The 23,580-nt window shown below is 62.0% G+C and carries 24 protein-coding genes and 1 pseudogene; 18 read left to right on the top strand and 7 right to left on the bottom strand.

Annotation, left to right across the window (positions count from 1 at the left end; all coding sequences use genetic code 11):
• Positions 1-55 precede the first annotated feature (55 nt).
• Genes ACVWYP_RS33565 through ACVWYP_RS33555 form a run of 3 tightly spaced genes read left to right on the top strand, consistent with a single transcriptional unit; the run spans position 56 to position 2,479 of the window.
• Positions 56-1,231 (top strand): acyl-CoA dehydrogenase family protein, encoded by a 1,176-nt coding sequence (locus ACVWYP_RS33565; RefSeq protein WP_439711213.1) that lies wholly within the window; start codon positions 56-58, stop codon positions 1,229-1,231.
• A 10-nt stretch (positions 1,232-1,241) separates the two neighbouring features.
• Complete coding sequence (locus ACVWYP_RS33560) at positions 1,242-1,796, top strand: flavin reductase family protein (protein WP_304496274.1); 555 nt, start codon at positions 1,242-1,244, stop codon at positions 1,794-1,796.
• Positions 1,793-2,479, top strand: a complete 687-nt coding sequence (locus ACVWYP_RS33555) for a TetR/AcrR family transcriptional regulator (RefSeq protein ID WP_018272811.1) — start codon at positions 1,793-1,795, stop codon at positions 2,477-2,479. The genes ACVWYP_RS33560 and ACVWYP_RS33555 overlap by 4 nt, the downstream gene beginning before the upstream one ends.
• A 6-nt stretch (positions 2,480-2,485) precedes the next feature.
• On the opposite strand, the gene ACVWYP_RS33550 is transcribed toward ACVWYP_RS33555, so the two are convergent.
• Complete coding sequence (locus ACVWYP_RS33550; RefSeq protein WP_304496273.1) at positions 2,486-3,361, bottom strand: polysaccharide deacetylase family protein; 876 nt, start codon at positions 3,359-3,361, stop codon at positions 2,486-2,488.
• Between the two features lie 12 nt (positions 3,362-3,373).
• Positions 3,374-4,471 (bottom strand): LLM class flavin-dependent oxidoreductase, encoded by a 1,098-nt coding sequence (locus ACVWYP_RS33545; protein ID WP_304496272.1) that lies wholly within the window; start codon positions 4,469-4,471, stop codon positions 3,374-3,376.
• A 169-nt stretch (positions 4,472-4,640) separates the two neighbouring features.
• On the opposite strand from ACVWYP_RS33545, the gene ACVWYP_RS33540 reads away from it, so the two are divergent.
• The 8 genes from ACVWYP_RS33540 (at position 4,641) to ACVWYP_RS33505 (ending at position 13,121) form a co-directional block, all read left to right on the top strand.
• Positions 4,641-5,522, top strand: coding sequence for an FAD binding domain-containing protein (locus ACVWYP_RS33540; protein WP_304496271.1), 882 nt, complete (start codon positions 4,641-4,643; stop codon positions 5,520-5,522).
• The gene (locus ACVWYP_RS33535; RefSeq protein ID WP_304496270.1) at positions 5,519-6,004 is read left to right on the top strand and encodes a (2Fe-2S)-binding protein; all 486 of its coding nucleotides are present in this window, start codon (positions 5,519-5,521) and stop codon (positions 6,002-6,004) included. Before ACVWYP_RS33540 ends, ACVWYP_RS33535 begins: the two co-directional genes overlap by 4 nt.
• Complete coding sequence (locus tag ACVWYP_RS33530; protein WP_456684265.1) at positions 6,001-8,391, top strand: xanthine dehydrogenase family protein molybdopterin-binding subunit; 2,391 nt, start codon at positions 6,001-6,003, stop codon at positions 8,389-8,391. Before ACVWYP_RS33535 ends, ACVWYP_RS33530 begins: the two co-directional genes overlap by 4 nt.
• A 67-nt stretch (positions 8,392-8,458) precedes the next feature.
• Positions 8,459-9,712, top strand: coding sequence for an ABC transporter substrate-binding protein (locus tag ACVWYP_RS33525; protein WP_304496268.1), 1,254 nt, complete (start codon positions 8,459-8,461; stop codon positions 9,710-9,712).
• A 53-nt stretch (positions 9,713-9,765) separates the two neighbouring features.
• A complete protein-coding gene (locus tag ACVWYP_RS33520) occupies positions 9,766-10,650 on the top strand; it encodes a branched-chain amino acid ABC transporter permease (protein WP_038379171.1) in 885 nt (294 codons plus the stop codon).
• A gap of 9 nt (positions 10,651-10,659) precedes the next feature.
• Positions 10,660-11,646 (top strand): branched-chain amino acid ABC transporter permease, encoded by a 987-nt coding sequence (locus ACVWYP_RS33515; protein ID WP_304496267.1) that lies wholly within the window; start codon positions 10,660-10,662, stop codon positions 11,644-11,646.
• Positions 11,643-12,413 carry an ABC transporter ATP-binding protein gene (locus ACVWYP_RS33510; protein ID WP_304496266.1) on the top strand — a complete coding sequence of 257 codons (771 nt, stop codon included), beginning with the start codon at positions 11,643-11,645 and terminating at the stop codon, positions 12,411-12,413. Before ACVWYP_RS33515 ends, ACVWYP_RS33510 begins: the two co-directional genes overlap by 4 nt.
• Positions 12,414-12,416: 3 nt before the next feature.
• Positions 12,417-13,121, top strand: a complete 705-nt coding sequence (locus ACVWYP_RS33505; RefSeq protein WP_028343154.1) for an ABC transporter ATP-binding protein — start codon at positions 12,417-12,419, stop codon at positions 13,119-13,121.
• Between the two features lie 36 nt (positions 13,122-13,157).
• Here ACVWYP_RS33505 and ACVWYP_RS33500 read toward each other — a convergent pair whose 3' ends face one another.
• Complete coding sequence (locus tag ACVWYP_RS33500; protein ID WP_456684264.1) at positions 13,158-13,811, bottom strand: zinc-dependent alcohol dehydrogenase; 654 nt, start codon at positions 13,809-13,811, stop codon at positions 13,158-13,160.
• Between the two features lie 25 nt (positions 13,812-13,836).
• Positions 13,837-14,310, bottom strand: coding sequence for an alcohol dehydrogenase catalytic domain-containing protein (locus ACVWYP_RS33495; protein ID WP_456684263.1), 474 nt, complete (start codon positions 14,308-14,310; stop codon positions 13,837-13,839).
• A 192-nt stretch (positions 14,311-14,502) separates the two neighbouring features.
• Here ACVWYP_RS33495 and ACVWYP_RS33490 point away from each other — a divergent pair, with 192 nt between their 5' ends.
• The 7 genes from ACVWYP_RS33490 (at position 14,503) to ACVWYP_RS33460 (ending at position 20,493) form a co-directional block, all read left to right on the top strand.
• Entirely contained in the window at positions 14,503-15,510 is a 1,008-nt protein-coding gene (locus ACVWYP_RS33490) for an ABC transporter substrate-binding protein (protein WP_057020509.1), read from the top strand.
• Positions 15,511-15,548: 38 nt separating this feature from the next.
• Complete coding sequence (locus ACVWYP_RS33485; protein WP_018272804.1) at positions 15,549-16,364, top strand: ABC transporter permease; 816 nt, start codon at positions 15,549-15,551, stop codon at positions 16,362-16,364.
• Positions 16,365-16,368: 4 nt separating this feature from the next.
• Complete coding sequence (locus tag ACVWYP_RS33480; protein ID WP_028343151.1) at positions 16,369-17,154, top strand: ABC transporter permease; 786 nt, start codon at positions 16,369-16,371, stop codon at positions 17,152-17,154.
• Positions 17,151-18,215: an ABC transporter ATP-binding protein gene (locus ACVWYP_RS33475; RefSeq protein WP_304496265.1), complete on the top strand. Its 1,065-nt coding sequence runs from the start codon at positions 17,151-17,153 to the stop codon at positions 18,213-18,215. The genes ACVWYP_RS33480 and ACVWYP_RS33475 overlap by 4 nt, the downstream gene beginning before the upstream one ends.
• 3 nt (positions 18,216-18,218) lie before the next feature.
• Positions 18,219-19,058 carry a phosphodiesterase gene (locus tag ACVWYP_RS33470; protein WP_304496264.1) on the top strand — a complete coding sequence of 280 codons (840 nt, stop codon included), beginning with the start codon at positions 18,219-18,221 and terminating at the stop codon, positions 19,056-19,058.
• Between the two features lie 296 nt (positions 19,059-19,354).
• Positions 19,355-20,092 (top strand): Crp/Fnr family transcriptional regulator, encoded by a 738-nt coding sequence (locus ACVWYP_RS33465; protein ID WP_051002875.1) that lies wholly within the window; start codon positions 19,355-19,357, stop codon positions 20,090-20,092.
• 131 nt (positions 20,093-20,223) lie between these two features.
• Positions 20,224-20,493 carry a hypothetical protein gene (locus tag ACVWYP_RS33460; protein WP_304496263.1) on the top strand — a complete coding sequence of 90 codons (270 nt, stop codon included), beginning with the start codon at positions 20,224-20,226 and terminating at the stop codon, positions 20,491-20,493.
• Positions 20,494-20,557: 64 nt separating this feature from the next.
• Here the strand turns inward: ACVWYP_RS33460 and ACVWYP_RS33455 are convergent, their stop codons facing one another.
• From ACVWYP_RS33455 to ACVWYP_RS33445, 3 genes and pseudogenes are all read right to left on the bottom strand, one after another.
• Complete coding sequence (locus ACVWYP_RS33455; RefSeq protein WP_304496262.1) at positions 20,558-21,652, bottom strand: amidohydrolase family protein; 1,095 nt, start codon at positions 21,650-21,652, stop codon at positions 20,558-20,560.
• A gap of 103 nt (positions 21,653-21,755) precedes the next feature.
• Positions 21,756-22,589 (bottom strand): annotated as a pseudogene (locus tag ACVWYP_RS33450) (Bug family tripartite tricarboxylate transporter substrate binding protein).
• Between the two features lie 183 nt (positions 22,590-22,772).
• Positions 22,773-23,459: a cyclase family protein gene (locus tag ACVWYP_RS33445; RefSeq protein ID WP_304496261.1), complete on the bottom strand. Its 687-nt coding sequence runs from the start codon at positions 23,457-23,459 to the stop codon at positions 22,773-22,775.
• Positions 23,460-23,580 lie beyond the last annotated feature (121 nt).

The following is a 23,580-nucleotide window of genomic DNA, read 5'->3' as shown; positions in this document are numbered from 1 at the left end:
GACCATGGTTGAGGTTGACCGCGGGCTCGACACGAAGGTACAGCCAGGCCCGGATATGGATCGTTATTCGGTCATGGTCGCACGAGCCGGAGCGCTCGTTCCGGCTTTGCGCGAGCGGGCATCGCGGACCGAAGAGCTGCGCCGATTGCCGCCGGAGACCGAGCGGGATTTGCTCGATAGCGGCCTTTTCCGGATTCTGCAGCCCAAGCGCGTCGGAGGCAGCGAACTCGACTATGTTGCACTGGTCGACTGCGCCGATGCCCTCGGGCAGGGAGACGCCTCGGTCTCCTGGAATTTTGCCAACCTTGCAAGCCACCACTGGATGCTAGGTATGTTCGCGCCCGAAGCGCAGAGCGCGGTGTGGGGAGAGGATCCGGATGCGCTGATCGCGTCTTCCTTTGTCTTCCCGGCAGGTCGTGCGAGGAAGACAGGTGGCGGATATGTTCTGAGTGGTCATTGGCCGTTTTCCTCCGGGGTGGAAGCCTGCGGATGGAACATGCTCGCGAGCGTGGTCGCCTCGGATGATGAGGCCGATGGTGTCGAGTATCGGCTATTCCTGTTGAACAAGCGGGACTACAGCATCGACGACACCTGGAATGCGGCTGGTTTGCGCGGGACGGGGTCGAACGACGTGCGGGTAACCGACGCATTCGTTCCCGAGCATATGACGGTTGCCGTCAGCGATCTGGCGGGAGGTGCGACGCCGGGCAGTGTCGTCAATCCGAATGCGCTCTACATGCTTCCGGTCTTTTCGTTGTTTCCCTATGTGTTGTCCGGGGTTGGTTTGGGAAATGCGCAGGCTTGCCTTGATGACTATGTCGAGATCGCGCGACACCGCGCTTCGACATATAACCGGGCCAAGATCGGCGACCTGCAAAGCACACAGATCAAGATCGCCGAGGCGTCGGCGAAGATAGATGCCGCGCGCCTGATCATGCGCACGAACTGCGTTGAGGCGCTTGCGGAGGTCCGGCGAGGAGATATCCCGGACATTGCAGCGAAGACGAAGCTCCGGCGCGACGGCGCGTTCGCGGTCAATTTGTGCACGGAGGCCGTGTCTCTTCTATTTGCGGCGGGCGGCGCACGCAGCCTGTTCACCTCGGGAGCGTTGCAGCGCCAGTTCCGCGACGCGCATGCGGTGAATTCGCATCTCGCGTTCAATTTCGACGCGGCGGGCACCAATTACGGGCGGGTGGCTCTCGGGCTGCCGTCTGAAAACCTGACGCTTTGAGGTTGGCCGGATGTCCGACTCACCCAAACATCCGCTGGATCCCGCCGGTGAGCTCGCAAGCGATAGTTCGGCGATCGATCCCCGTGATTTCCGCAATGCGCTCGGCACGTTCGCAACAGGTGTGACGATAGTCACCGCGATGTCGGCTGAAGGACGGCCGTATGGAATTACTTGCAATTCCTTTGCATCAGTGTCGCTCAATCCGCCACTGGTGTTGTGGAGCCTGGGCATGTTTTCGCAGGGACTGCCGATCTTCCAGAATGCCAGCCATTTCACGGTCAACGTTCTAGACGCGTCGCAGCAGGCGCTGGCGATGCAGTTTGCCAGATCGTCGGGTGACAAGTTCGCGGGTGTGAGCTGGACGCCGGGTCTCGGGAATGCTCCCGTGCTTGCCGATGTGGTCGCGAATTTCCAATGCCGTGCCGCCAACCGCTACTATGGCGGGGATCACGTCATTTTCCTGGGCGCGGTGGAAGCCTACGCCTATAACCGGAACAATCCGCTGTTGTTCGCGCGCGGAGGTTTTGGCCGGTTCCAGGCCGACGGTGGTGACAAGACATCATGAATCGAAAGACGCCCGTCAAGCGCGTTCGTGCCAAGCAGAGGCGACTATCAGCTGTCGATCGTCGCAGTGAATTCGTTACCAAGGCAACCGAGCTGTTTGCGGAGGAGGGATTTGGCGGCGGCACGCGCGCCCTTGCTCACAAGCTCGGCGTGACGCAGCCGCTGCTTTACCGCTACTTCCCGAGCAAGGACGATCTCATCAAGGAGGTCTACCGCAAGGTATATCTCGAACCCCTTGAAATCGGCTGGGAGAAGTTGCTCTCGGATCGGTCACGTCCGCTCCGCGTGCGGCTTCAGGAATTTTACGAAATCTATACCGACGCGATTTTCAACCGAAGATGGCTCCGGATCTATCTCTACTCCGGCTTGAAGGGCCTCGATATCAATCGCTGGTATGTCGGTATGGTCAAGGACAAGATCCTGACGCGCATTCTCAGGGAATGCCGCCACGACGCGGGCCTCGCGACGCAAGGCAGGCCCAGCGCCGCAGAACTCGAGCTGGCCTGGGTGTTTCACGGCGGCATTTTCTATTATGGCGTACGCAAGTACATCTACGAAGCGCCTGTCCTCGAGGACAAGGCGCAAATGATCAGTGACGCGCTGGATATCTTCCTCGCGGGATTTGAGAGGATGGCGGAGAGCGCGACCGACCGTCGACGGGCGCCGATCAAGGTCGTCGGCTGAGTCGCGCTACATTGTCGCCATCTGACCCCGATACCAATCGCCGATCTCGCTTGCCGTCATGAGGGCGACGCCGTCATGGCCGATGACGTAATCGAGCAGGGCCTCAAGGTACTTGATACGGTGCGGCACGCCCGTGATGTAGGGATGCACCGAGATCGCCATGATCCGCGCGTTCTCTGCGCCCTCGAGGTACAGCCGGTCGAACTGGTCAGTGCAGCGCGTCAGGAACTGTTCCGAAGGAAGGTGTTGCAGCGCGTGAATGACAATGTCGTTGGTCTCGACCGAATAGGGAATCGTCGTCACGGTGCCGTGCGGCGTGGCGATGTCCTGGGGGAGATCGTCGATCACCCAATCGGCCACGTATTCGATCCCGTTGAGGCGCAGGAGATCGAGCGTTTCTTCGGTTTCGGTCAGGCCCGGGCTTTCCCATGATCGCGGCGGCTTGCCGGTAAATCCAGCAATCGTGTCGATCGCGCGTTTGATTGCGTCCGCCTGGTTCTCGACCTTGTGCATCGGGCCCTGCACAAACCCATGTCCCATGAATTCGAAGCCCGCCTCGTGCGCCGCCGACGCCACACGCGGATAGCTGTTGCAGACGTTGGCGTTCGCAGCCAGCGTCACCGGTATCTTTCGATCGGTGAAAGCTTTGAACTGCCGCCAGAAGCCGGCGCGCATGCCGTATTCATGCCACGACCAGTTCGGCACGTCGGGCAGCAGGGGCTGGCCCATTGGCGGGCTCAGCACGGTGCGCGGCATCGCGTTCTCGATGCGCCATTCCTCGACATTGAGGATAACCCACACGGCAAGCTTCTTGCCGTCAGGCAATGTCAGTTTCGGGCGGTCGACCTGCGCCTGGTACGGAATGCGATCAGTAAAGGTCATGTCGAACCTCCTTCACGTCGATGATCCGGTAGCGGCGGCATTGATCCGCGGCAGGACCTTCTCGGCCATCAGGATCATCGATTGACGGCCAAGCTCGCGATCTTTCCAGTCCTTGCCGGCGTAAAGCAGGGTTCCGAAGGTGCCAATCTCTTCCTGGAACGCCAGCAACTGGTCAGCCACGCTTTCGGGCGTGCCGTAGATGATCAATTTGTCGCAGATCGACTCCAGTGTAACCTCAGCGTCGGGTTGATCCCGTCGCGTCTTGAACAACTCGAGCCGGCCACTGCGCTTCAGCTTCGTGAACAGCTGGTGATAATAATACACGTAGGGACCATCGGGCGATGTCGCATACGCCTTCGCGGTTGCTGCATCCTTTGCCACGAACACGCTCTTGGCGACACGCCAATTGGCAGGCTCGGCTGCCCGGTTCACGCGCGCGCAACCCTCGACATATTTCGGCCAGTGGCTCTTCACCCAGGCCGGCATCAGGAAGTTTGCCGAGATCGGATCCCAGCCGCGCGCCGCCGCCTCCGTGACGCCCTTTGAGAATGGCGCAACCGCGGTCACCACGATTGGCGGGTGAGGGGCCTGCAAGGGGCGAGCGACGATTCCCTGGCCGATGTCCTCGATCAGAGTCTTTTTGACCGAGATGTTCCAATATTTGCCTTGCAAATCATAGGGCGGCTTACCGGCCCAGATATCAAGAACCTGGTTGATGGCCTCGATGAACATCGCATTACGGTCGGCATCGAGATTGCCGAAAACCTCCGCGTCGGACAGCAATCCACCAGGGCTGATTCCAAGTATGAAACGGCCGTCAAGCATGTGATCAAGCATGGCGACAGCCGCTGCGACTGCTGCCGGATGCGCGTTTGGCATGTTGATGGTGCCGGTTCCAAGCTTGATCCGCTTGGTTGCGGCTGCGAGCCAGGCAATGAAGGCGATGCTGGAGGTGATGTTCTCGGCCTTGTCGGTGACGTGCTCGCCGACATACGCCTCGGTGAACCCGAGCTCGTCCGCGAGCAGAAAAGCCTCGCGATCCTCCCGGAGCGATTGCCGCCAATCCTTGTCGAGAGGATGGATCGGCATCGTAAAAAAACCGAGCTTCATGATCCGCCTCCCCGCGATTTGAACTTTTGTTGGCAAGGAACCTGCGTCCTTCCCGAGGCGAAGACAAGCCCTGCCGCACAAATAATCACTCGATAAACAAGCTTGACCTTTGAAGAGGGCGGCCCTCTAATCGGGCAAACCAAAATTGGGCCCGGGAGGCCACGCCCACATGAAAGCTGCGGCTTTCGCCTACGCCCGCGCGACCAGCGTCGTGAATGCGCTGGAGTTGCTCGCCATGCATGGCGACAAGGCGAAGGTTCTGTCGGGTGGTCAGAGCCTGATGCCGGCGATGAACCTGCGGCTGCTGTCCCCGGACATTCTGGTCGATATCGGCGGCCTCGCCGAGTTGCGCGGCATCACCGTGAGGGGAGACGTGCTTATCGTTGGCGCGCTGACCCGGCACGTCGATCTGCTCAGATCGCCGGAGGTTGCACTGCACGCGCGGCTGTTGCGCGATGCCGTTGCCCACGTTGCCCATCCCGCAATTCGCAATCGCGGAACGATCGGCGGTAGCCTCGCTCACGCCGATCCTGCATCGGAGCTGCCGGCCTGTGTTGTGGCGCTTGACGCCACCATCGTCGTTCGGGGCTCGGCCGGCGAGCGCCGGATTGCTGCGACTGAGTTTTTCAGGGGAATCTACGAAACAGCTCTGCTGCCGGACGAGTTGCTTGTCGCGGTCGAGGTGCCGGTCGCGGGCCAAGGCTCGACATTTTTCTTTCAGGAGTATGCCCGGCGGCATGGCGACTACGCTGTTGTTGGTCTTGCCGCCCGTGCGGTAGTTGCGGCCGGCAGGTTCTCAGCTCTTCGGCTCGGCTTCTTTGCTGTTGGCGATCGGCCATTGCTCGCGGCGGCCGCCGGCAAGCTAATCGATACCACGGTAACTCCCGCCTTGCTCGCAGAGGCGGCGACCGCACTGGCCGATGAACTCGATCCACACGAGGACCAGCAGGCGACCGCGGCCATGCGTCGACACCTCGCGACGGTCTTGCTCCGCCGCTGCGTGGCAGCATTGCTCGCACGGCCAGAACTGGGAACGGGAGTCGGCAAGTGAACGCTCCGGTACCGGTCTCGCTTCTGGTCAACGGCGAACCCATCGACGCATTCGTCTCGCCGCGGCTCAATCTTGCCGATTTCCTCCGGGAAAATCTCAAGCTGACCGGAACCCACGTTGGGTGCGAGCACGGCGTTTGCGGTGCCTGCACAGTCCGGCTCGATGGCGAGATCGTTCGCTCCTGTCTGATGCTGACAGTCCAGGCGCAGGGGGCGTCAGTTGAGACAATCGAGGGGCTGTCTGACAGCGGTGAAATAGCCGATCTTCAGGCGGCATTTCGCGAGCGCAATGCATTGCAGTGTGGCTATTGCACGCCCGGGATGCTGATAACGGCGCAGGACCTGCTGAAGCAAGTGTCCGTGCCTGATCGTCGAGCAATCCGCGAGCATCTTTCCGGCAACTATTGCCGCTGCACAGGCTATCAGGCCATCGTGGATGCGGTGGAGGCGACAGCCAAGATGCGCGCGGAGCGGGGCGTATGACGGTGACGCGGGCGCCAGCAGACACGCTTTCGGTGCTTGATCGCCCGAATTCCTACATCGGCAAGACCGTGTCGCGGCCGAATCTCGACAGGTTGCTGCAGGGGCGCGGCCAATATGTCAGTGATCTCGAACTGCCGCGGATGGCGCATGTGGTTTTTCTACGGTCGCCACATGCCCACGCCAAAATCGCAGCGATCGACGTCGACGCGGCAAGGCGCATGCCGGGTGTCATTTCCATCGTCACGGGTCGTGAACTTGAAGCGGTCATCACGCCGTGGGTCGGAGTGCTCTCGCACCTGAAGGGACTGAAGTCAGCACCGCAGCACGCGATCGCGGTCGACCGCGTGTGCTGGCAGGGCGAGGCCGTTGCGGCGATTGTGGCGACCAGCCGTGCTGCAGCCGAAGATGCCATGGAGCATATCTCAGTCGACTACGAGGAGCTCGAAGCGGTGACGGACATGCGAGCTGCGCTCGATCCGGCAGCTCCCGTCATTCATGCCGTTCTCGGCGACAATCTTGCCTTTGAGCGGACGCTCGACGCCGGCGACGTCGATCATGCATTGTCGGGGTCCGAACTCGTCGAAGCCGACTTCGTATTCGGGCGGCACACCGGCGTGACACTTGAACCGCGGGCCGTCGTTGCCGACTGGAATGCGGCCGAGGCACGGCTCACGATCTATCAGGGCACGCAGGCGCCCCACATGGTGCAGAACATCGCAGCGCTGCATCTTGGGTTAAGGGAAGCGCAGGTCCGGGTGGTCTGCAAGGATGTCGGCGGCTCGTTCGGCATCAAGGTCCATATCTACGCCGACGAAATGGCGACCTACGCACTGTCCAAGCTGTTGCGCCGGCCGGTCAAGTTCGTGGCGGACCGCGTCGAGAGTTTCAACACGGACATCCACGCCCGCGATCATCGGTGCAGGGGACGGATCGGCGTCAGACCGGACGGTACGATTACGGCCTTCGAGATCGACGACCTGACGGGGATCGGCCCGTATTCGATGTATCCGCGCACCAGCGCCATCGAGGCCAATCAGGTGGTCAATCTGGTCGGCGGGCCCTATGCCACGGCGAACTATCGGGCGCGGGCGCGCGTCGTCTTCCAGAACAAGAACGTGATGTGCCAGTACCGGGCGGTCGGACACCCGATCGCCTGTTCGGTCACCGAAGGCCTGGTCGATCTGGCGGCAGCGAAGATCGGCATGGACCCCGTCGAAATCCGGCGGCGCAATCTGATCGCCGACGATGCCTATCCGTGTGCGTCACCCTCGGGCATGAAGTTCGAGCAGCTCTCGCATCACGCCTCGTTGACCAAGCTGCTTCAGATGATGGATTACGACGCGTTGCGCGCTGAGCAAGCGGCCTTGCGCACCAGAAACGTCCATCGAGGCATCGGAATCGCGAGCTTCATCGAGGTGACCAATCCCAGCGCTGCGTTTTACGGCGTGGGCGGCGCGAAAATCTCATCGCAGGACGGCGTTGCGGTCCGGCTCGACGCGCAAGGGTCGGTGGTCTGCCAGAGCAGCATCACGGAACAGGGGCAAGGGTCGGAATCGCTGACGGCCCAGATCGTCGGCAGCGTGCTTGGCGTTTCGATGGAGCGCGTTCGCGTCATCCTGGGCGACACCGACAACACGCCCTATGGCGGTGGCACCTGGGCCTCGCGCGGTGCCGGCATCGGCGGCGAAGCCGCATTACAGGCAGCCAAGGCCCTGCGAGAGAATATTCTGAATGTCGCTGCGGCCATCCTGCAATCGACGCCGGCCGAGCTCGATATCGTCGACAACGGTATCGTCAACACCGCCGACGGCGCGCCGCGCATCGAACTGCACGAGCTTGCGCGGATCGTCTATTTTCGACCGGACACCCTGCCGCCGGGCATCCAACCTGAATTGATGGCGACCCGGCATTTCGTTCCGCGCCGATATCCCTTTGCATTCACCAATGGCGTTCAGGCCTCATGGCTTGAGGTCGATACCGAGACCGGGTTTGTTAAGCTGCTGATGCATTGGGTTGTCGAAGACTGCGGCACCATCATCAACCCGCAACTGGTCGACGAGCAGATCCGGGGCGGGGTCGTGCAGGGGCTCGGCGCGGCGTTGTTCGAGAAGTGCATCTACGACGAACGCGGTCAGCTGACCAATGCCAATATGGCGGACTATCTGGTCCCGATGTCCGGAGAGATGCCCGATATCGAGATCGGCCATGTGGTGTCTCCGACGCAGGAATCGGAACTGGGAGCCAAAGGGGCAGGGGAGGCGGGGACGGCCGGCGCGGCAGCGGCGGTTGCCAACGCGGTCAATGACGCGCTCCGGCCGTTTGGCGTAACAATTACCGAGAGTCCGCTCACGCCTCAGGTTATCCTGACCGCCTTGGGACGGATCTGAGCGGAGACGTTCCGGGCAACGATAATACGATAAGCAAAGCGCAGACAGTTCTTGGGGAGGAATAGTCATGACGAAGAAGGTCACCAAAGCTGGATCGATATCACGGCGTCGTCTGCTGACGACGGCAAGCGCCGGCGCCGTTCTCGCCGTCTCGCCCTTTCGCATCAATCTGCTTCAGGCCCAGGAAGCGCCCATCAAGATCGGCTTCCCGGTTCCTTTGACCGGTCCATACGGCGCCGAGGCCCAGGACCAGGTGCGGGCGGGTCAGCTTGCTGTCGCTCAGTTCAATGATGCCGGCGGTCTCAACGGCCGCAAGGCCGAGCTCGTGGTGCGCGACGACAAGCTGAATCCCGGCGAGGCGGCGACGCGGACCCTGGAATTGGTCGAGAAGGAGAAGGTGAATTTCGTCGTCGGCAGTCTGTCCGCGGCGGTTCAGCTCGCGATCAACAACGTCACCAAGGAGCGCGGCGTCATCTTCAATTCGATCAGCCAGTCCGACGCCATCAACGAGGCGGCAGATTTCAGCAAATACACGTTCCACGAAGCGCTGAACCCGCACATGACGTCAGGGGCGGTCGGTCGCTACGCCTTCACCAAATTCGGCAAGAAGGTTGCGTTTCTCACCGCGGACTATGCTTACGGTCACGAGATGGTTCGCGGCTTTCTCGAGGTCGGCAAGCAATTCAACATCGAGAATCTTGGTGACATCCGCCATCCGTTAGGGACGACTGATTTCTCGACCCTGCTGCCACGTCTCCAGGCGCTGAAGCCCGATATTCTCTGCATCAGCAATTTCGGCCGGGATCAGCAAATCGCACTGAAACAGGCAACCGACTTCGGCATCAAGAAATCGATCCAGATCATCGCGCCGCTGCTGTCGCATGCTAGCCGCGTGGCGGCGGGCCCTCAGGCATTCGAAGGCGTCGTCGGCGGCTGCTCGTTCTTCTGGGGCATCGAGGACAAGTTCGCCTCGACCAAGGCGTTCAACGACGCGTTCCGCAAGATGTATGACGGCAAATTGCCTACCGACTACGGTGCGCTCGGCTATGGCGGTGTTCGGACGGTGCTCGAGGCGGTCAAGGGCGCGGGCAGCGTGGAGACCGACAAGGTCGTCGCGGCGTTGGAGGCTCTGAAGTACGACTACTACAAGGGGCCGCAATACTATCGCAAATGCGATCACCAGTCGGTGCAATCGGTGCTCGTGATCAAGTCGAAGTCCAAGGACATGAAGAACGAGTCCGATGTGTTCGAGGTTCTATCGACCGAAGAGCCTGACGAGAAGAACCTGCGTAGCTGCGACGCGCTTGGCCACAAGAGCTGAGCCATGCGCCGGCGCGCACCGCGGGGCGGTGCGCGTCGTGCTGAGGGGGACAAATGGCGGGCCTGAGCTTTGACCTGATTGCACTGCAACTATTCGCCGGGCTGGCGCTCGGCGCGATCTATGTGTTGTTTGCGATCGGCCTCTCGCTGATCTTCGGGATGTTGACCGTCGTCAACTTCGCCCATGGCGCCTTCTACATGGTCGGCGCCTATGTCGGGCTGTACCTGATCTCGATCGGCGGCAATTTCTGGCTCTGCTTGCTGGCGGTACCGCTTCTGATCGGGCTGTTCGGCCTTGCCGTCGAGCGCGTGCTGATCCGGCCGCTCTACGGCCGCGGCATCGATTATCCGCTGCTGCTGACCTTCGGGCTGAGCTACGTCATGGTCGAATGCGTGCGCATTGCCTTCGGCAAGACCGGCTATCCGTTCGATACGCCCGAGCTTCTGCAGGGGGCTGTCAACATCGGTGTCGGATATTTTCCGCTCTACCGCCTGTTCGTGATCGGCGCGACGGCCGTCGTTTTGTTGGCGCTCTGGCTGTTCCTGGAAAAAACCAGCTTCGGACTCATTATCCGCGCCGGCGCGCGCGATCCGCAAATCGTCCGCGTCCTTGGGGTCGACGTTTCCAAGGTCTGGTTGATCGTGTTCGGGATAGGCACCGCGATTGCGGGCTTTGCCGGGCTGCTGGCTGCCCCGCTTCAAGGCGTCATTCCCGAGATGGGCGGCACGATTCTCGCCGAGGCTTTCGTGGTGACGGTGGTAGGAGGCATGGGTTCGATCGGTGGCGCCGTACTGGCGGGCCTCCTCGTCGGTGTGGTGGTCAGCATGACTTCGCTGTTTGCACCCGAGATGGCCAAGGTTTCGATCTTTGCCCTGATGGCGATCGTCCTCATCGTCCGTCCCCAGGGCTTCTTCGGCCGCGCCGGATTGATGAGCTGAGAGCCAGGGATGACCGGAGCCACCGAATCCATCAAACAGCCTCGTGCCACGACAGGCAGTTGGTACGAACTCGCAACGCGGCATCGCGCCAGCATTGTGGCGGCGGTGATCCTGATTTTCCCGTTGGTGATGCCGTTCACGGCCCTCGCGGTGAACATCCTGATCTATGGATTGTACGCCGTCGGCTTCAACCTCGTCTTTGGCTATCTAGGTCTGCTGTCGTTTGGTCACGCGGCGCTGTTCGGAACCGGTGCCTACCTCTGTGGCATCGCCATCGTCCATTTTGGCTGGCCTTGGTATGCGGCCATCGCGGCCGGGGTCGCCGGCGGCCTGTTGATGGCATCGTTGATTGGCGTACTCGCGATCAGGACCCGCGGCATCTACTTCGCGATGGTGACGATGGCGCTGTCGCAATGTATCTACTACCTTTTCTATCAGGCGGTTGATCTGACCGGTGGCGAAAACGGCCTCCGCGGCATCAACGTCCGCACCATCGATCTGTTCGGCTTGCGGCTCGACTTCATCAATCCGATGGTCCGTTACTATGTCATCGCGGCCTTCGTGATTGCCGCTTTTTTCGTGATGTCGCGCATTCTCGCCTCGCCATTTGGCGCCGTCATCGAGGCCGTGCGGGAGAATGAGATGCGCGCCCGCGCGTCAGGCTATGACGTCACCAAGACCCGATTGCTGACCTTCGTTTTGTCTGGCGGCTTCTGCGGTCTCGCGGGAGCATTGCAGGCGCTGCATCTGTCGATCGTTCCGATCGAGATCCTGCACTACGAGACCTCGGGCCTGGTTGTGATGATCGCATTGCTGGGCGGTATGGGAACGTTCTTCGGGCCGATGATCGGCGCCGCCGTCTTCCTGGTCCTGGAGAACGTGGTCTCGGTGTGGACGGTTCATTGGCAACTGATCGTTGGCGCCATTTTCATTGCATGCGTGCTGTTCTTCCCCGCCGGCATCTGGGGCACACTGATCGCGCGAGGCAGGCGATGAGCGCCGCGGAAGGCCAAATCAAAGAAATCATTCTGCGCACCAGGGGCGTCGGCAAGACGTTCGGGAAGTTTGTCGCTCTGAACAATATCTCGGCGGAGTTTTCCAGAGGAGCGATCACCTCCATTATTGGTCCGAACGGGGCCGGAAAGAGCACCTATTTCAATTTGCTGTGCGGTGCGTTTGCGCCCACCAAAGGCAGCGTTGAATTCGAGGGCAGGGATGTCACCGGCCTGCCGCAGCACCGCTTTGCGCATATGGGGATCGCAAAGTCCTTTCAGATCACCAGCGTGTTTCCGCAGCTCACGACCCGTGAAAACATCCGCGTCGGTCTGCAGGCGTTGGTGTCGAGATACGACATCTGGCGTCCCCGCGCGCGCCTGACCGAGCTGGTCGAGCGGGCGGACGAGTTGCTGGCCCTGGTCGGGCTGTGGGAGTCCCGGGAACGTGCCGCCAAGACGCTGGCCCATGGCGAGCAGCGGGCGCTGGAAATCGGCATGGCGCTTGCCAGCCAACCCCGGTTGCTGTTGCTGGATGAGCCGACGGCCGGCATGAGTCCGGAAGAAACCCGGACCATGATGGATCTGATCGTGAAGCTCGCAAAGGAGCGTACGGTCATCCTCGTTGAGCACAAGATGAAGCTGGTGCTCGGGATCAGCGATCGCATCCTCGTGCTGCACCACGGAGAACTTCTCGCAGAAGGAACGCCACAGGAGGTCCGGCAGAACGAGGCGGTGAAGCGGGTCTATCTCGGCCAGCGGGAGCATTGACGAATGCTGCAGATCAGCAAGCTCAATGCCTGGTACGGCGCAAGTCACGCGCTGCAGGACATCACGCTCGAGGTGGCCAAAGGCGAGATCGTCTGCCTGATCGGTCGCAATGGAGCCGGCAAGACGACGACACTGAAATCGATCATGGGGTTGATGGGACGAACGCGCGGCTCGGTCACCTTCAAGGGCGAGGAGCTGCTGAGCCAGCCGGCGCATGTGCGCTTCGCGCTCGGACTTGCCTATGTTCCCGAAGAGCGGCGGATTGTGCAGGGATTGTCGGTCCGGGAAAATTTGCGGCTCGGGCTGGTGGCGTCGCCGGCGAAGAAGCGGGAAGCCGAGCTGATCGACGAGATCGCAGGAGTATTCCCACGGCTGGCCGAGCGCATGGACCAGGAGGCGGTCACGATGTCCGGCGGCGAGCAGCAGATGCTGGCGATCGCGCGGGCGATGATCGCAAAGCCCGACCTGATCATGCTGGATGAGCCTTCGGAGGGCATCATGCCGGTCCTGGTCGACGAGATGTTCGAGCTATTCCGCAACATGAAGTCGCAGGGAACGACGGTGCTGCTGGTTGAGCAGAATGTCGAGCTCGCGCTTGGCATCGCCGATCGTGCCTACGTCCTGGATCAGGGAGCGGTGGTGCATCAGGCGTCGGCGCAGGCCCTGCTGGCCGACGACGAGATCAAGGAACGATATTGTTCGGTGTGAGCGGGCTTCCCGGTCTCCCGCCGGCGCGAATGGACCTCACTCCGCAGCGCGCGCGATCGCGTCGGCCTTGCGAGTGGTGACGACGACCTTGATCGCGTCATCCACGCGATCCCGCGCATATCTGAGCGCCGTCGGCAGGTCGGCCAGCGGAAACGTATGCGTGTGGATTCGTGTCGCGTCGAACCGCTTCGCTGCCATCAATTCCATGGCGCGGCGAGTGGCGCTGCGGCCCTCGCCGCGGATCCCGTAAGCGTAGATGTTGTTTCGCACGAGATGCGCGATGTCCAGCGTCGCGGCCTCGTGCGGGAAGGCGGCCAGACAAATCTTGCCGCCACGATTGGTCATGTGAATGGCCTGGTTGAGTGTCGCTTCGGTGCCGGCACATTCGACGACATAGTCCGCGCCGATCCCCCCTGTTAGTTGCTTCACGACCGCAACGGCGTCTTCGTCGTTGATGTTGATGACGCGGTCGGCCCCCAGTTCCCGGCCGATCGCCAGCCGCTTGTTGCGCGTTCCGGTCAGAATCACCGGGCTTGCGCCAAGCGCCTTGGCCACAGCAACTGCGAGAAGTCCGATCGGCCCCGGGCCGATCACCACGACACTCTCGCCCGCCACCAATCCCCCCAATTCAGTCAAGCCGTACATCGACGTGCCCGCGGTCACCACGAGCGTCGCCTCCGCGTCGCTCATGCTATCCGGGACGCGCGCCAGCGTATTAATGTGGTTTGACTGCGTACTCCGCGAATCCGCCGTCGGTCGTAAAGCCGTTGGCGCGGTGGCCCTTCTCCGGCTTTCCATAGTTGAGGCATGACGTGTACATGCCCTGGCGGCACCGTTTGCATTGGCCGCAGCCGGCGTGGATTTCGACGCTGACCCGCTCGCCGATCCTGAATTCGTCAAGGTCCGGCCCGAGCGCGGCGACCGTGCCCATGTATTCGTGGCCCGGCGTAAAGTTCTTGTTGAAGGGCAGGCCGCCCTGAATGCTTGCCGGCGACCCGGCATGGATAATTTCGAGATCGGTGGCGCAGATCGCAACCGCGTCGATGCGCACCAGCACCTCGGCACGCGACGGGACCGGCGTCGGCTTTTCGCGAAGCAGGAGCTGATCGGGGCCACCAAGGACCCAGGCTGTCATCAGGTCTGGGACGGGAAGATCGGACGATGTCTTGACGCCGGGCGGCTGGTACATGGGCTTCCTCTTTTGGCCGGCAGCCTAGCGCGAAACCAGTGGTTGCCGCGAGCACCGGATCGTCGGCATCGCGGCCGTTGCATTTGCTGCACGGCAGCAAGCGCGTCGCAAAACATTCATACGCGGCCTATACTTGGTCGCCCGGTTGATGTTGAAATCCTCATTGCATCCTCTCCCAGACCGGAGCCTCCCATGAAGACCGTCCGCCTTGTCCTCGCGTTGCTGGCGCTGACGCTGATCGCGCCGTGGCAATCCGCCAGGGCGGCCGACGTGATCTGCTACAACTGTCCGCCGGAATGGGCAGATTGGGCCTCGATGCTGAAGGCGATCAAGGCGGATCTGAACTACGATATCCCGCATGACAACAAGAATTCCGGCCAGGCGCTGGCCCAGATCCTGGCCGAGAAGAGCAATCCGGTCGGCGATATCGGCTATTTCGGCGTGACCTTCGGCATGAAGGCCAAGGCCCAGGATGCGCTCGAGCCTTACAAGCCGGCGCATTGGGATCAGGTCCCGGCCGGCCTCAAGGACCCCGATGGCTACTGGACCACGATCCACTCCGGCACGCTCGGCCTGTTCGTGAACAAGGATGCGCTTGGCGGCAAGCCGGTGCCTGCCTGCTGGAAGGATCTTCTGAAGCCCGACTACAAGGGGATGGTCGGCTATCTCGATCCGTCGTCGGCGGCGGTCGGCTATGTCGGCGCGGTTGCCGTCAATCTGGCGCTCGGCGGCTCCCCCGGCAACTTCGATCCGGCGATCAGCTTCTTCAAGGAACTGCGCAAGAACGATCCGATCGTACCCAAGCAGACGTCATATGCCCGCGTCGTCTCCGGTGAGATGCCGATCCTGTTCGACTACGACTTCAATGCCTATCGCGCGAAGTACTCGGAGAAGGGCAACTTCGAGTTTGTGATTCCCTGCGAGGGGTCGGTGGTGTTTCCTTATGTCGTTGGTCTCGTGAAGAACGCGCCCGACAAGGAGAAGGCCAAGAAGGTGATGGACTATCTCTTGTCCGACAAGGGGCAGGCGATCTGGACCAATGCCTATCTGCGTCCGGCCCGCCCGATTGAGCTGCCGGCTTCCGTGAAGGGGAAATTTCTCCCCGACAGCGACTATGCTCGTGCCAAGAGCGTCGACTGGGGCGAGATGGAAAACGTGCAAAAAGCCTTCGTCGACCGCTATCTCGCCGAGGTTCGCTGAGGCAATATGGTGCCCTTCGCCGGGGCACCATTCTTCCGATGTCGCAAAAATCCTTCGTTTGGCTCTGCCTGCTGCCGCTCGCGGTCGTGACCACGGCATTCTTCCTGCTGCCGATGGCACGGCTGGTGGTCGCGGGTGCCGAAGGACCGCACGGTCTCGCCGGATATCTCGCCATCCTGACCGAAGCTCGTTACCGCGCGACGCTGATCAATACCGTGCTCCTGGCCGCGGCAACGACGGTCGTCACGCTGATCGTGGCGACGATAGCCGGAATGTTTCTGCAGCGGCACCGCTTTCCCGGGCGGGCCGTGCTGATCGCGATGCTGACCTTTCCGCTGGCGTTTCCCGGCGTGGTGGTCGGCTTCATGATCATTCTGCTGGCGGGGCGGCAGGGCCTGATCGGCGATCTCTCCAACCGGATCTTCGGCGAGAAGTTCGTCTTCGCCTATTCGATCTACGGGTTGTTCCTCGGCTATCTCTACTTCTCGATCCCGCGCGTGATCCTGACCATCATGGCGGCCGTGCAAAAGCTCGATGTCGGTCTGGAGGAAGCCGCGCGTTCGCTCGGCGCCAGCCCCTGGGCGGTGCAGCGTGACGTCGTGCTGCCGGCGCTGGCGCCGGCTTTCGTTGCGTCCGGTGCGATTGCGTTTGCGACCGCGATGGGGGCCTTCGGGACTGCGTTTACGCTGGCAACGAACATCGATGTGCTGCCGATGCTGATCTACACCGAGTTTACGCTGGCCGCCAATTTCGCGACCTCGGCTGCGCTGTCGGTGGGACTTGGCCTGATCACCTGGCTCATCCTCGCGCTCGCCCGCTCGTTCAGCGGCAGCGCGGTCGCGGCGGCCGGGTGAACGCATGCGTGATCGCTTGATCTTCACCGGCCAGTTCATCTTCACGCTGCTCGTTGCCGCCTTCCTGGTGGTTCCCGCGGGGCTGTCGATCTCCGCGGGCGTGACCGTCAATTACTTCCGGGGCATCCAGTCCGGCGTGACGCTGCAATGGGTCGCGCAGGTCTGGGAGCTCTATGCCGGCACCATCCTGCTCTCCTTCGTGATCGCATTCGCGACCCTTGCCGTCACGCTGCTCGCCGGCGTTCCCGCAGCCTATGCGCTGCATACGCGGGGAGGCCGGCTTGCGCGCATCGTCGAGGAGATCATCACGTTGCCTTTGGCGATCCCTGGGCTAGCGATTGCGCTTGCACTGCTGCTCGCCTATGGCAGCTTCGGTGACTTTCGCCGTTCCTGGCTTTTCATCCTGGTCGGCCATGTGATCTTCACCATGCCGTTCATGGTGCGGTCGGTGATGGCGGTGTTTGCCACCGTGGACATCAAGACGCTGGATGAGGGCGCGGCTTCGCTCGGAGCGTCGCCATGGCGGCGATTCCGCGACGTCATCGTGCCGAACGCACTGCCGGGAATTCTCGCCGGCGCGCTGATGGTGGTTACGCTGTCGCTCGGTGAATTCAACCTGACCTGGATGCTGCATACGCCGTTGACGAAGACACTGCCGATCGGGCTCGCCGACAGCTACGCCTCGATGCGGCTCGAAGTGGCGTCGGCCTATACGCTGATCTTCTTCGTGATGATCATTCCGCTGCTGGTCGCGATGCAGCTGCTGGCCGACAGGGATCACAAGCGATGAGTACGGCCGGGCACGGTGCAGCGGTGCGGATCGAGGCGTGCGGCAAGACCTTTGCCGACGGCACGCGCGCGCTCGATCCCGCAACCCTCGACATTGCGCGCGGCGAGACGCTGGTGCTGCTCGGGCCGTCCGGCTGTGGCAAGACCACGATGCTGCGCATCATCGCAGGGCTCGAGCTGCCGGATGTCGGCGGCAAGGTCCTGTTCGACGGCAAGGACATGACCTCGGTCCCGATCGAGCGGCGCAATGTCGGGATGGTGTTTCAGTCCTACGCCCTGTTCCCCAACATGACGGTGGCGGACAATATCGCCTACGGGCTGAGGATCCGCGGTGTTGCGAGGGGCGAGCGCGCCGCGCGCGTCGCCGAACTGGTTGCTCTGACGAACATCACGGGATTGGAGAATCGCCGCATCGACCAGCTTTCGGGCGGCCAGCGTCAGCGCGTCGCGCTGGCGCGCGCCGTCGCGATCCGGCCCGGCATCTTGCTGCTCGACGAGCCCTTGACCGCGCTCGACGCCGCGTTGCGGGACCGGCTGCGGAGCGAGCTTAACCGGCTGTTGCGCGCGCTTGGGATCACGACGATCTATGTCACCCACGATCAGGCCGAAGCCATGGAATTGGGCGACCGGATTGTCGTGATGCGGAAAGGCGCAATCGCGCAGATCGGCACGCCGCGCGAGGTCTACTTCGCGCCGAAGGACCGGTTTGTGGCGGAGTTCATCGGAGCGGCGAATATTGTGGAGGCTCCGGTCGAGAACGGCGTATTGATCCTGCCCGGTGGGCGACTGCCGATCGAGGGTGGAGCGACGACCGCGAACGCGACCGTCATGATCCGCCCGGAAACCATTCGCGTGACGGAGGCGGGCGCGGGTTTGCTCTCGGGAATCGTCGATTCCGTCAGCTTCATCGGCGACCGACAGCGGCTCGTCGTGAGCGGTGCATCGAGCAAGCCGCTCAATGTCGACGCTCCCAACACGAATCAAGCCAGGTTCGGCGATCGTGTCGGGCTTTCGATTGCGCCCGACGCTGTCCGTCTGCTCCCCTCCGAACCACGAGGTTGATCGATGCCGTCGAAACCGGTCCTCATCGCCCAGATTTCCGACCTCCACATCAAGCCGCCCGGAGCATTGGCCTATGGCCGGGTCGATACCGCGAAGGCGCTTGAACGCTGCGTGGCCGCGCTCAGCGCATTCGAACCGGCGCCCGATTTCGTCGTCATCTCGGGCGACCTTGTCGATACGCCCTCGGTCGAGGAATACGACTATCTCAAGCGACTGCTCGCGCCGCTGCGCGTTCCGTTTGCCGGAATTCCCGGCAATCACGATTCGCGTGCGTGGATGCGCGCCGCGTTTCCTGCAGCACCTTATGTTCATGCGACAGGTCCGCTCGACCAGCAGATCGAGGTGAATGGCCTCGATCTGCTGCTGCTTGATTCAAGCGTTGCCGGAAAGCCTCATGGCATGCTCGAACCGTCGACGCTGCAATGGCTGGACGCGACGCTGGCGGCAGCGCTCGACCGGCCCGCGCTGCTTTTCCTGCATCACCCGCCGTTCAAGGGCGGCATCTGGCACATGGACCGTCAGGACCTTTTCAATGCCGCCGAACTGGCAGCAATCGTCAGGCGTCACCCGCGGGTGCGTTTGATCGGCTGCGGGCACGTGCATCGTGCCATGCTGGCCTCTTTCGCCGGGATACCCGTGACATTGTGCCCCGCGCCGAACCATGCGGTCGACCTAGACCTCGGACAGCTCCGCGAACCATCGTTCAAGGTGGAACCGCCGGCATTTCATTTGCACACATGGTTTGGCGGGCCGGATTATGGACAATTGGTCACGCATCAGGTCCCGATCGGTCAGTTTGACGGGCCGCATCCGTTCTTTGGGCCAGACGGCAAGCTGCTGTGAGTTGGCCGCGTTGACCCCTCGCACAGACGGGATTTTGCCAGGCGAGATTGTCGCGGATGGGCCGGGCATGTCAGATCAAGGGCAGCCCGCAGCCTGCAATTGAGCGTTGCATCGACACATATTTATTCCAAATTGTACCTTGGATGCCTTCTATCCCATTGCGCCGGCTCGGACCTTTTGTTGCTGTAGGCCCCCGGGGGGGCTATACTTCTGTCTGCTTTCATTGATCGATGGCTTTGTCGGCGTCCGCTGTGCTGGCGGGCCGATTGAACGCAACACAATCAGTCTGGATCACGATGACCGGTGCGTCGCCCATAGAACGAACTTCCGGCGCGCCGTTGTTTTCGAACAACAAGCTGTCGGTGTTGCGCAAGCATCCCTATTTCGCGGATCTCGAGCCCGAGGCATTCGATCAGCTCTGCCGCTACGCCAAGCACACCACGCTGAAGCGGGGGACGACGATCTTTTCCAAGGGCGATCCTGGCACCAGCCTGATTGCGGTGATCTCGGGCACGGTCAAGATCAGCATCTCGTCGCCGGATGGTCGCAACGCGATCTTGAACCTGATCGAGGCCGGCGAGATCTTCGGGGAGATCGCGCTGCTCGACGGCTTGTCGCGGACGGCCGATGCCACCGCCAACACCAATTGCGAGCTGTTCGTCATTGACCGGCGCGAGTTCATTCCGTTCGTGCGCAGCCAGCCGACGCTTGCGATGAAGTTCATCGAGCTGCTTTGCGAAAGACTGCGCCGGACCAGCGATCAGGTCGAGCAGGTCATCCTGCAGAACTTGCCCGGCCGTCTGGCCAGCGCGCTGCTGCGCCTGAGCGACAAGCACAAGCCGCAGGGACGCACCATCTCGATCACCCAGCAGGAGATCAGCGAGATGGTCGGGATGACGCGCGAGAGCATCAACAAGCAGCTCCGCGCGTGGGCGATACGCGGTTGGGTCAGGCTCGAGCATGGCGCGATCGTCGTGCTGAAGCCCGAGACGCTCCAGGAGCTGGTCGACGCTGGGGCGAACGACGGCGAGTAGTCGCGCTGGCTGCCCGGTCGGTCGCGCATTTCACGAAACGGTGAGCTGAACAGGCCTGTGAAGCCATTCACATCGGCCTTGCGTGCGCTGCGGTAAGTGACGCGTCAGGGGAGCACAATATGGAGGAATCCATGCAGAGCTCTTTCGACAAGCGACGGCAGGATCCACATCACAATTACCAGAGCTTCAGCATCAAGCTGGTCGCGTTGCCGCTGCTCGTCATCGTTGCGTTGATCGGTATGCTGGTCAGTCATCCGGCGGCGGTCAGATGGATATCGGACGCGGCGCAAGCGGAGTTCGTCGGAACCGACGCCGTCTACACCGATCCGGTACCCAATATCGCGCAGGTGGCACCAACAGTCCGGCCTCTCAACGAGATCCGGACGGTGAAGGCCTACTGATCGTTGATGCCGTCGTCGCGCGGCACGGCGCGACGATAGCTGCCTGTCCAGCAGCAAGCCGTCCTCATGCGGCTACGCCAAGCAGCTTTGCTGCGGTCCGCCCGAGAATATTGGCCTTGTCATCGTCGCTCAGCGACGACGAGGCGAAGATGTGGTCGACCGGTGCCAGTTGCCATGGATAGGGATAGTCGCTTCCCAGCACGATCTGGCCGACGCCAACCTGGGCGGCGAGGTGCCTGATCGCCTCCGGCGTGAAGATCAGAGAGTCGAAATAAATCTGTTTGAGATATTCCGCCGGCGCCTTCTGGAGCTTGATCTCCGGATTGCATCCCTTGGGTCCAACCAGGCAGGCATGGTCCGAGCGGTCGGCATACGAGCCGAGATAACCGCCGCCATGTGCGGCGATGATTCTCAGTCCCGGGAAGCGATCGAGCGTGCCCTCGAAGATCAAATGGGAGAGTGCGATCGTGGTCTCGAGCGGATTGCCGATCGTGTTGCCAAGCCACCCATTGCCGGAGAGCCGCTTGTTGAGCTCGGGCACGCCCTGCGGATGGATGAACAGGGGGACACCGAGTTCCTCGGCCTTGGCCCATACCGGATGAAACTTCGGATTTGAGAATTCGACGCCATCGACGACACCGCCGATCGCCGCGCCCTTCAGCCCCTGCCTTTTCACCGCCGTCTCCAGCTCCTGCACCGCAAGGTCCGGCGCCTGCAGCGTCAGCGAGGCGAAAGCTGCGAACCGGTCGGGCTTCGAGGCACAGAGCTCGGCGAGCTTCTCATTCTGGATTTTCACGATCTGCGCGGCAACGTCCCGGTCGCGGTCGTACCAGAACGGATTGATCGAAAGCACCTCCATATCGACGGCCTGCGCGTCCATCGCAGCCAGCCGCTTGTCGATCTCGATGAAGGCCTCGCTGGCGCCGTTGACCGGCGGCAGTTGCAGCTTTCCGGCGTCGGCGCCGAGCAGGGCTCCCGCCTCGCGGAAATGGCAATGCGCGTGGATGTCGATCGTCTTGACACGTTTGCCGTTGACCGTGACCGGCAGTTGCTGGCGCGATTGCTGCGCATTTGCGTTGTGGACGAGCCCGCAGCCGCAGAACACGATGCCTGCCGCCGCCGTTGCTCCCGCTTTTAGGAAATCCCGCCTTGTGGTCATGACGATCGCCTCCCTGGTTGTTTTGTTATGGACGGGGAGCCTAGGGATGCTGGCTAATGGTCGCAAGATCACACGCTGTGCGTGTCGCGCAATGTTGATCTGCTCAGACCGGCTTGATCCCCGCCTTTGCGATGATGCCGCGCCATTTCGGCACTTCGTCTGCAATACGCCTGCGCATGCCATCGGGCCCGTTCGCAAGCACCTCGAAGCCGTCGTTGCGCAGCTGTTCGGCGATCTTCGGCGTCTTCAGAATCTCGATCGATTTCGCCGACAGCAACGCGACAACGGAGGAGGGCGCATTCGCAGGCGCGAGAAAGCCCTGAAAGGTGTCGGAGACGAAATCCCTGTAGCCGAGCTCGATCATGGTCGGCACATCAGGCAAATCGAACCATCGATGGGTTCCGGTGACGGCCAACGCTTTCAATGCCCCTCACTCGATGTGTGGATGGGCAGGCGGAAGCGCCGCAAAGGCGACCTCGGTCGTTCCGCTCAGGATCGCCTGGATGGCGGGACCGGCGCCCGAGAACGGCACGTGCGTCATCTGGAGCTGGCCCATGATCTTGAACAGCTCGCCGGCGAGATGTGGCGTCGTCCCGAGGCCAGGGCTGGCATAGTTCAGTTCGTCCGGGTTTGCCTTTGCGCGTGCGATCAGCTCGGCGATTGAATTGATCCCAAGCTTCGGATTGACCAGGATCACGTTCGGCGACGTGCCAAGCTCGGCAATCGGCGCGAAGTCCTTGACCGGATCGTACGGGATTTTGGCGTAGAGGCCGGGATTGACGACAAAGGCGCTCGACGTGATCAGGAGCGTATAGCCGTCGGGCTCGGCATGTGCGGCAATGCCGATCCCGATATTGCCACCGCCACCGGGGCGGTTCTCAACCACGATGGTGCCGCCGAGCGCTTCGCCAAGATGGGTGCCGAGGATGCGGGCCATGATGTCGGTCGGTCCACCAGGCGCAAACGGCACGATGACCTTGATCGGGCGTTCCGGGTAGCCGGCGGCCTTGGCCCGCCCGGTAAGACCAGCGATCGCAAGTGCGCTACAGGCTTTCAGGATCGAACGACGCGAGGAAGGGGCTAATCTACCTGTCATCGGACATGCCCCCGCATCACGAATCTAAAGGTCGAATACCGCTACGGCGCGGATCGGCGACGCGGTCCCGTTGCGCCATTTCATCGGCAGGCCGATGAAGGTGAATTGCCCCTGGCCGAGCAGGGCTTCCAGATTGCACAGGCTTTCGATGTGGGTGATGTCGAGATCGAGGCAGGCCTTGTGAACGAGCAGGTTCTCGTCGCTGTCGGGACCGGGGCGCATCGAGTCGATGCCGAAATGAACGATGCCGTGTTTCGCCAGCCACTCGGTCGCCGCGACATTTACGCCGGAATTGTCGGTCGAATATTCCTTGCGCGGAAACGTCCGGGCATGGTGGCCGGTGCAGAGCAGGACGGTGCCGCCCATCGGGATCGGCCGTCCGGCCTCCTTCACGGCCGCTTCGAGGTCGGAAGGGGTTATCTCGGCACGCGGCGCGATGTGGCGAAGGTCGAGACAGATGCCCGGTACAATGCACTTTTCCAGCGGATATTCATTGATCGGTATGCCGCTCGAGCCGAAATGCCGGGGCGCATCGATGTGGGTTCCGCCATGGTCGGGCATCGAGATGAACATCGATGCCAGGCCATAGACGTTTCTCGATTCCGCAAGGGCTTCCTCGTGGTTCTTCCACATCCCGTGCATGATGGGCGGATGGCCGGGATAGCTCGGCGTGCGGTGATAGAGCTCTCGGCTCAGGTCAATGATCCTCACGACGGGTGCCCTTTCTTGACGGAGCTGGCGCAGGCGCGCTTCTGCCCGCAATGCTGACGCGTTTGCCGCGCTTGTGCAAGATGGCGCTTGCCCTCGGTGTCGAACCTGAAGCAAATCGGGA

It is taken from the genome of Bradyrhizobium sp. USDA 3262 (assembly GCF_054060035.1).
This window is presented reverse-complemented; position numbering and strand designations above follow the sequence as displayed.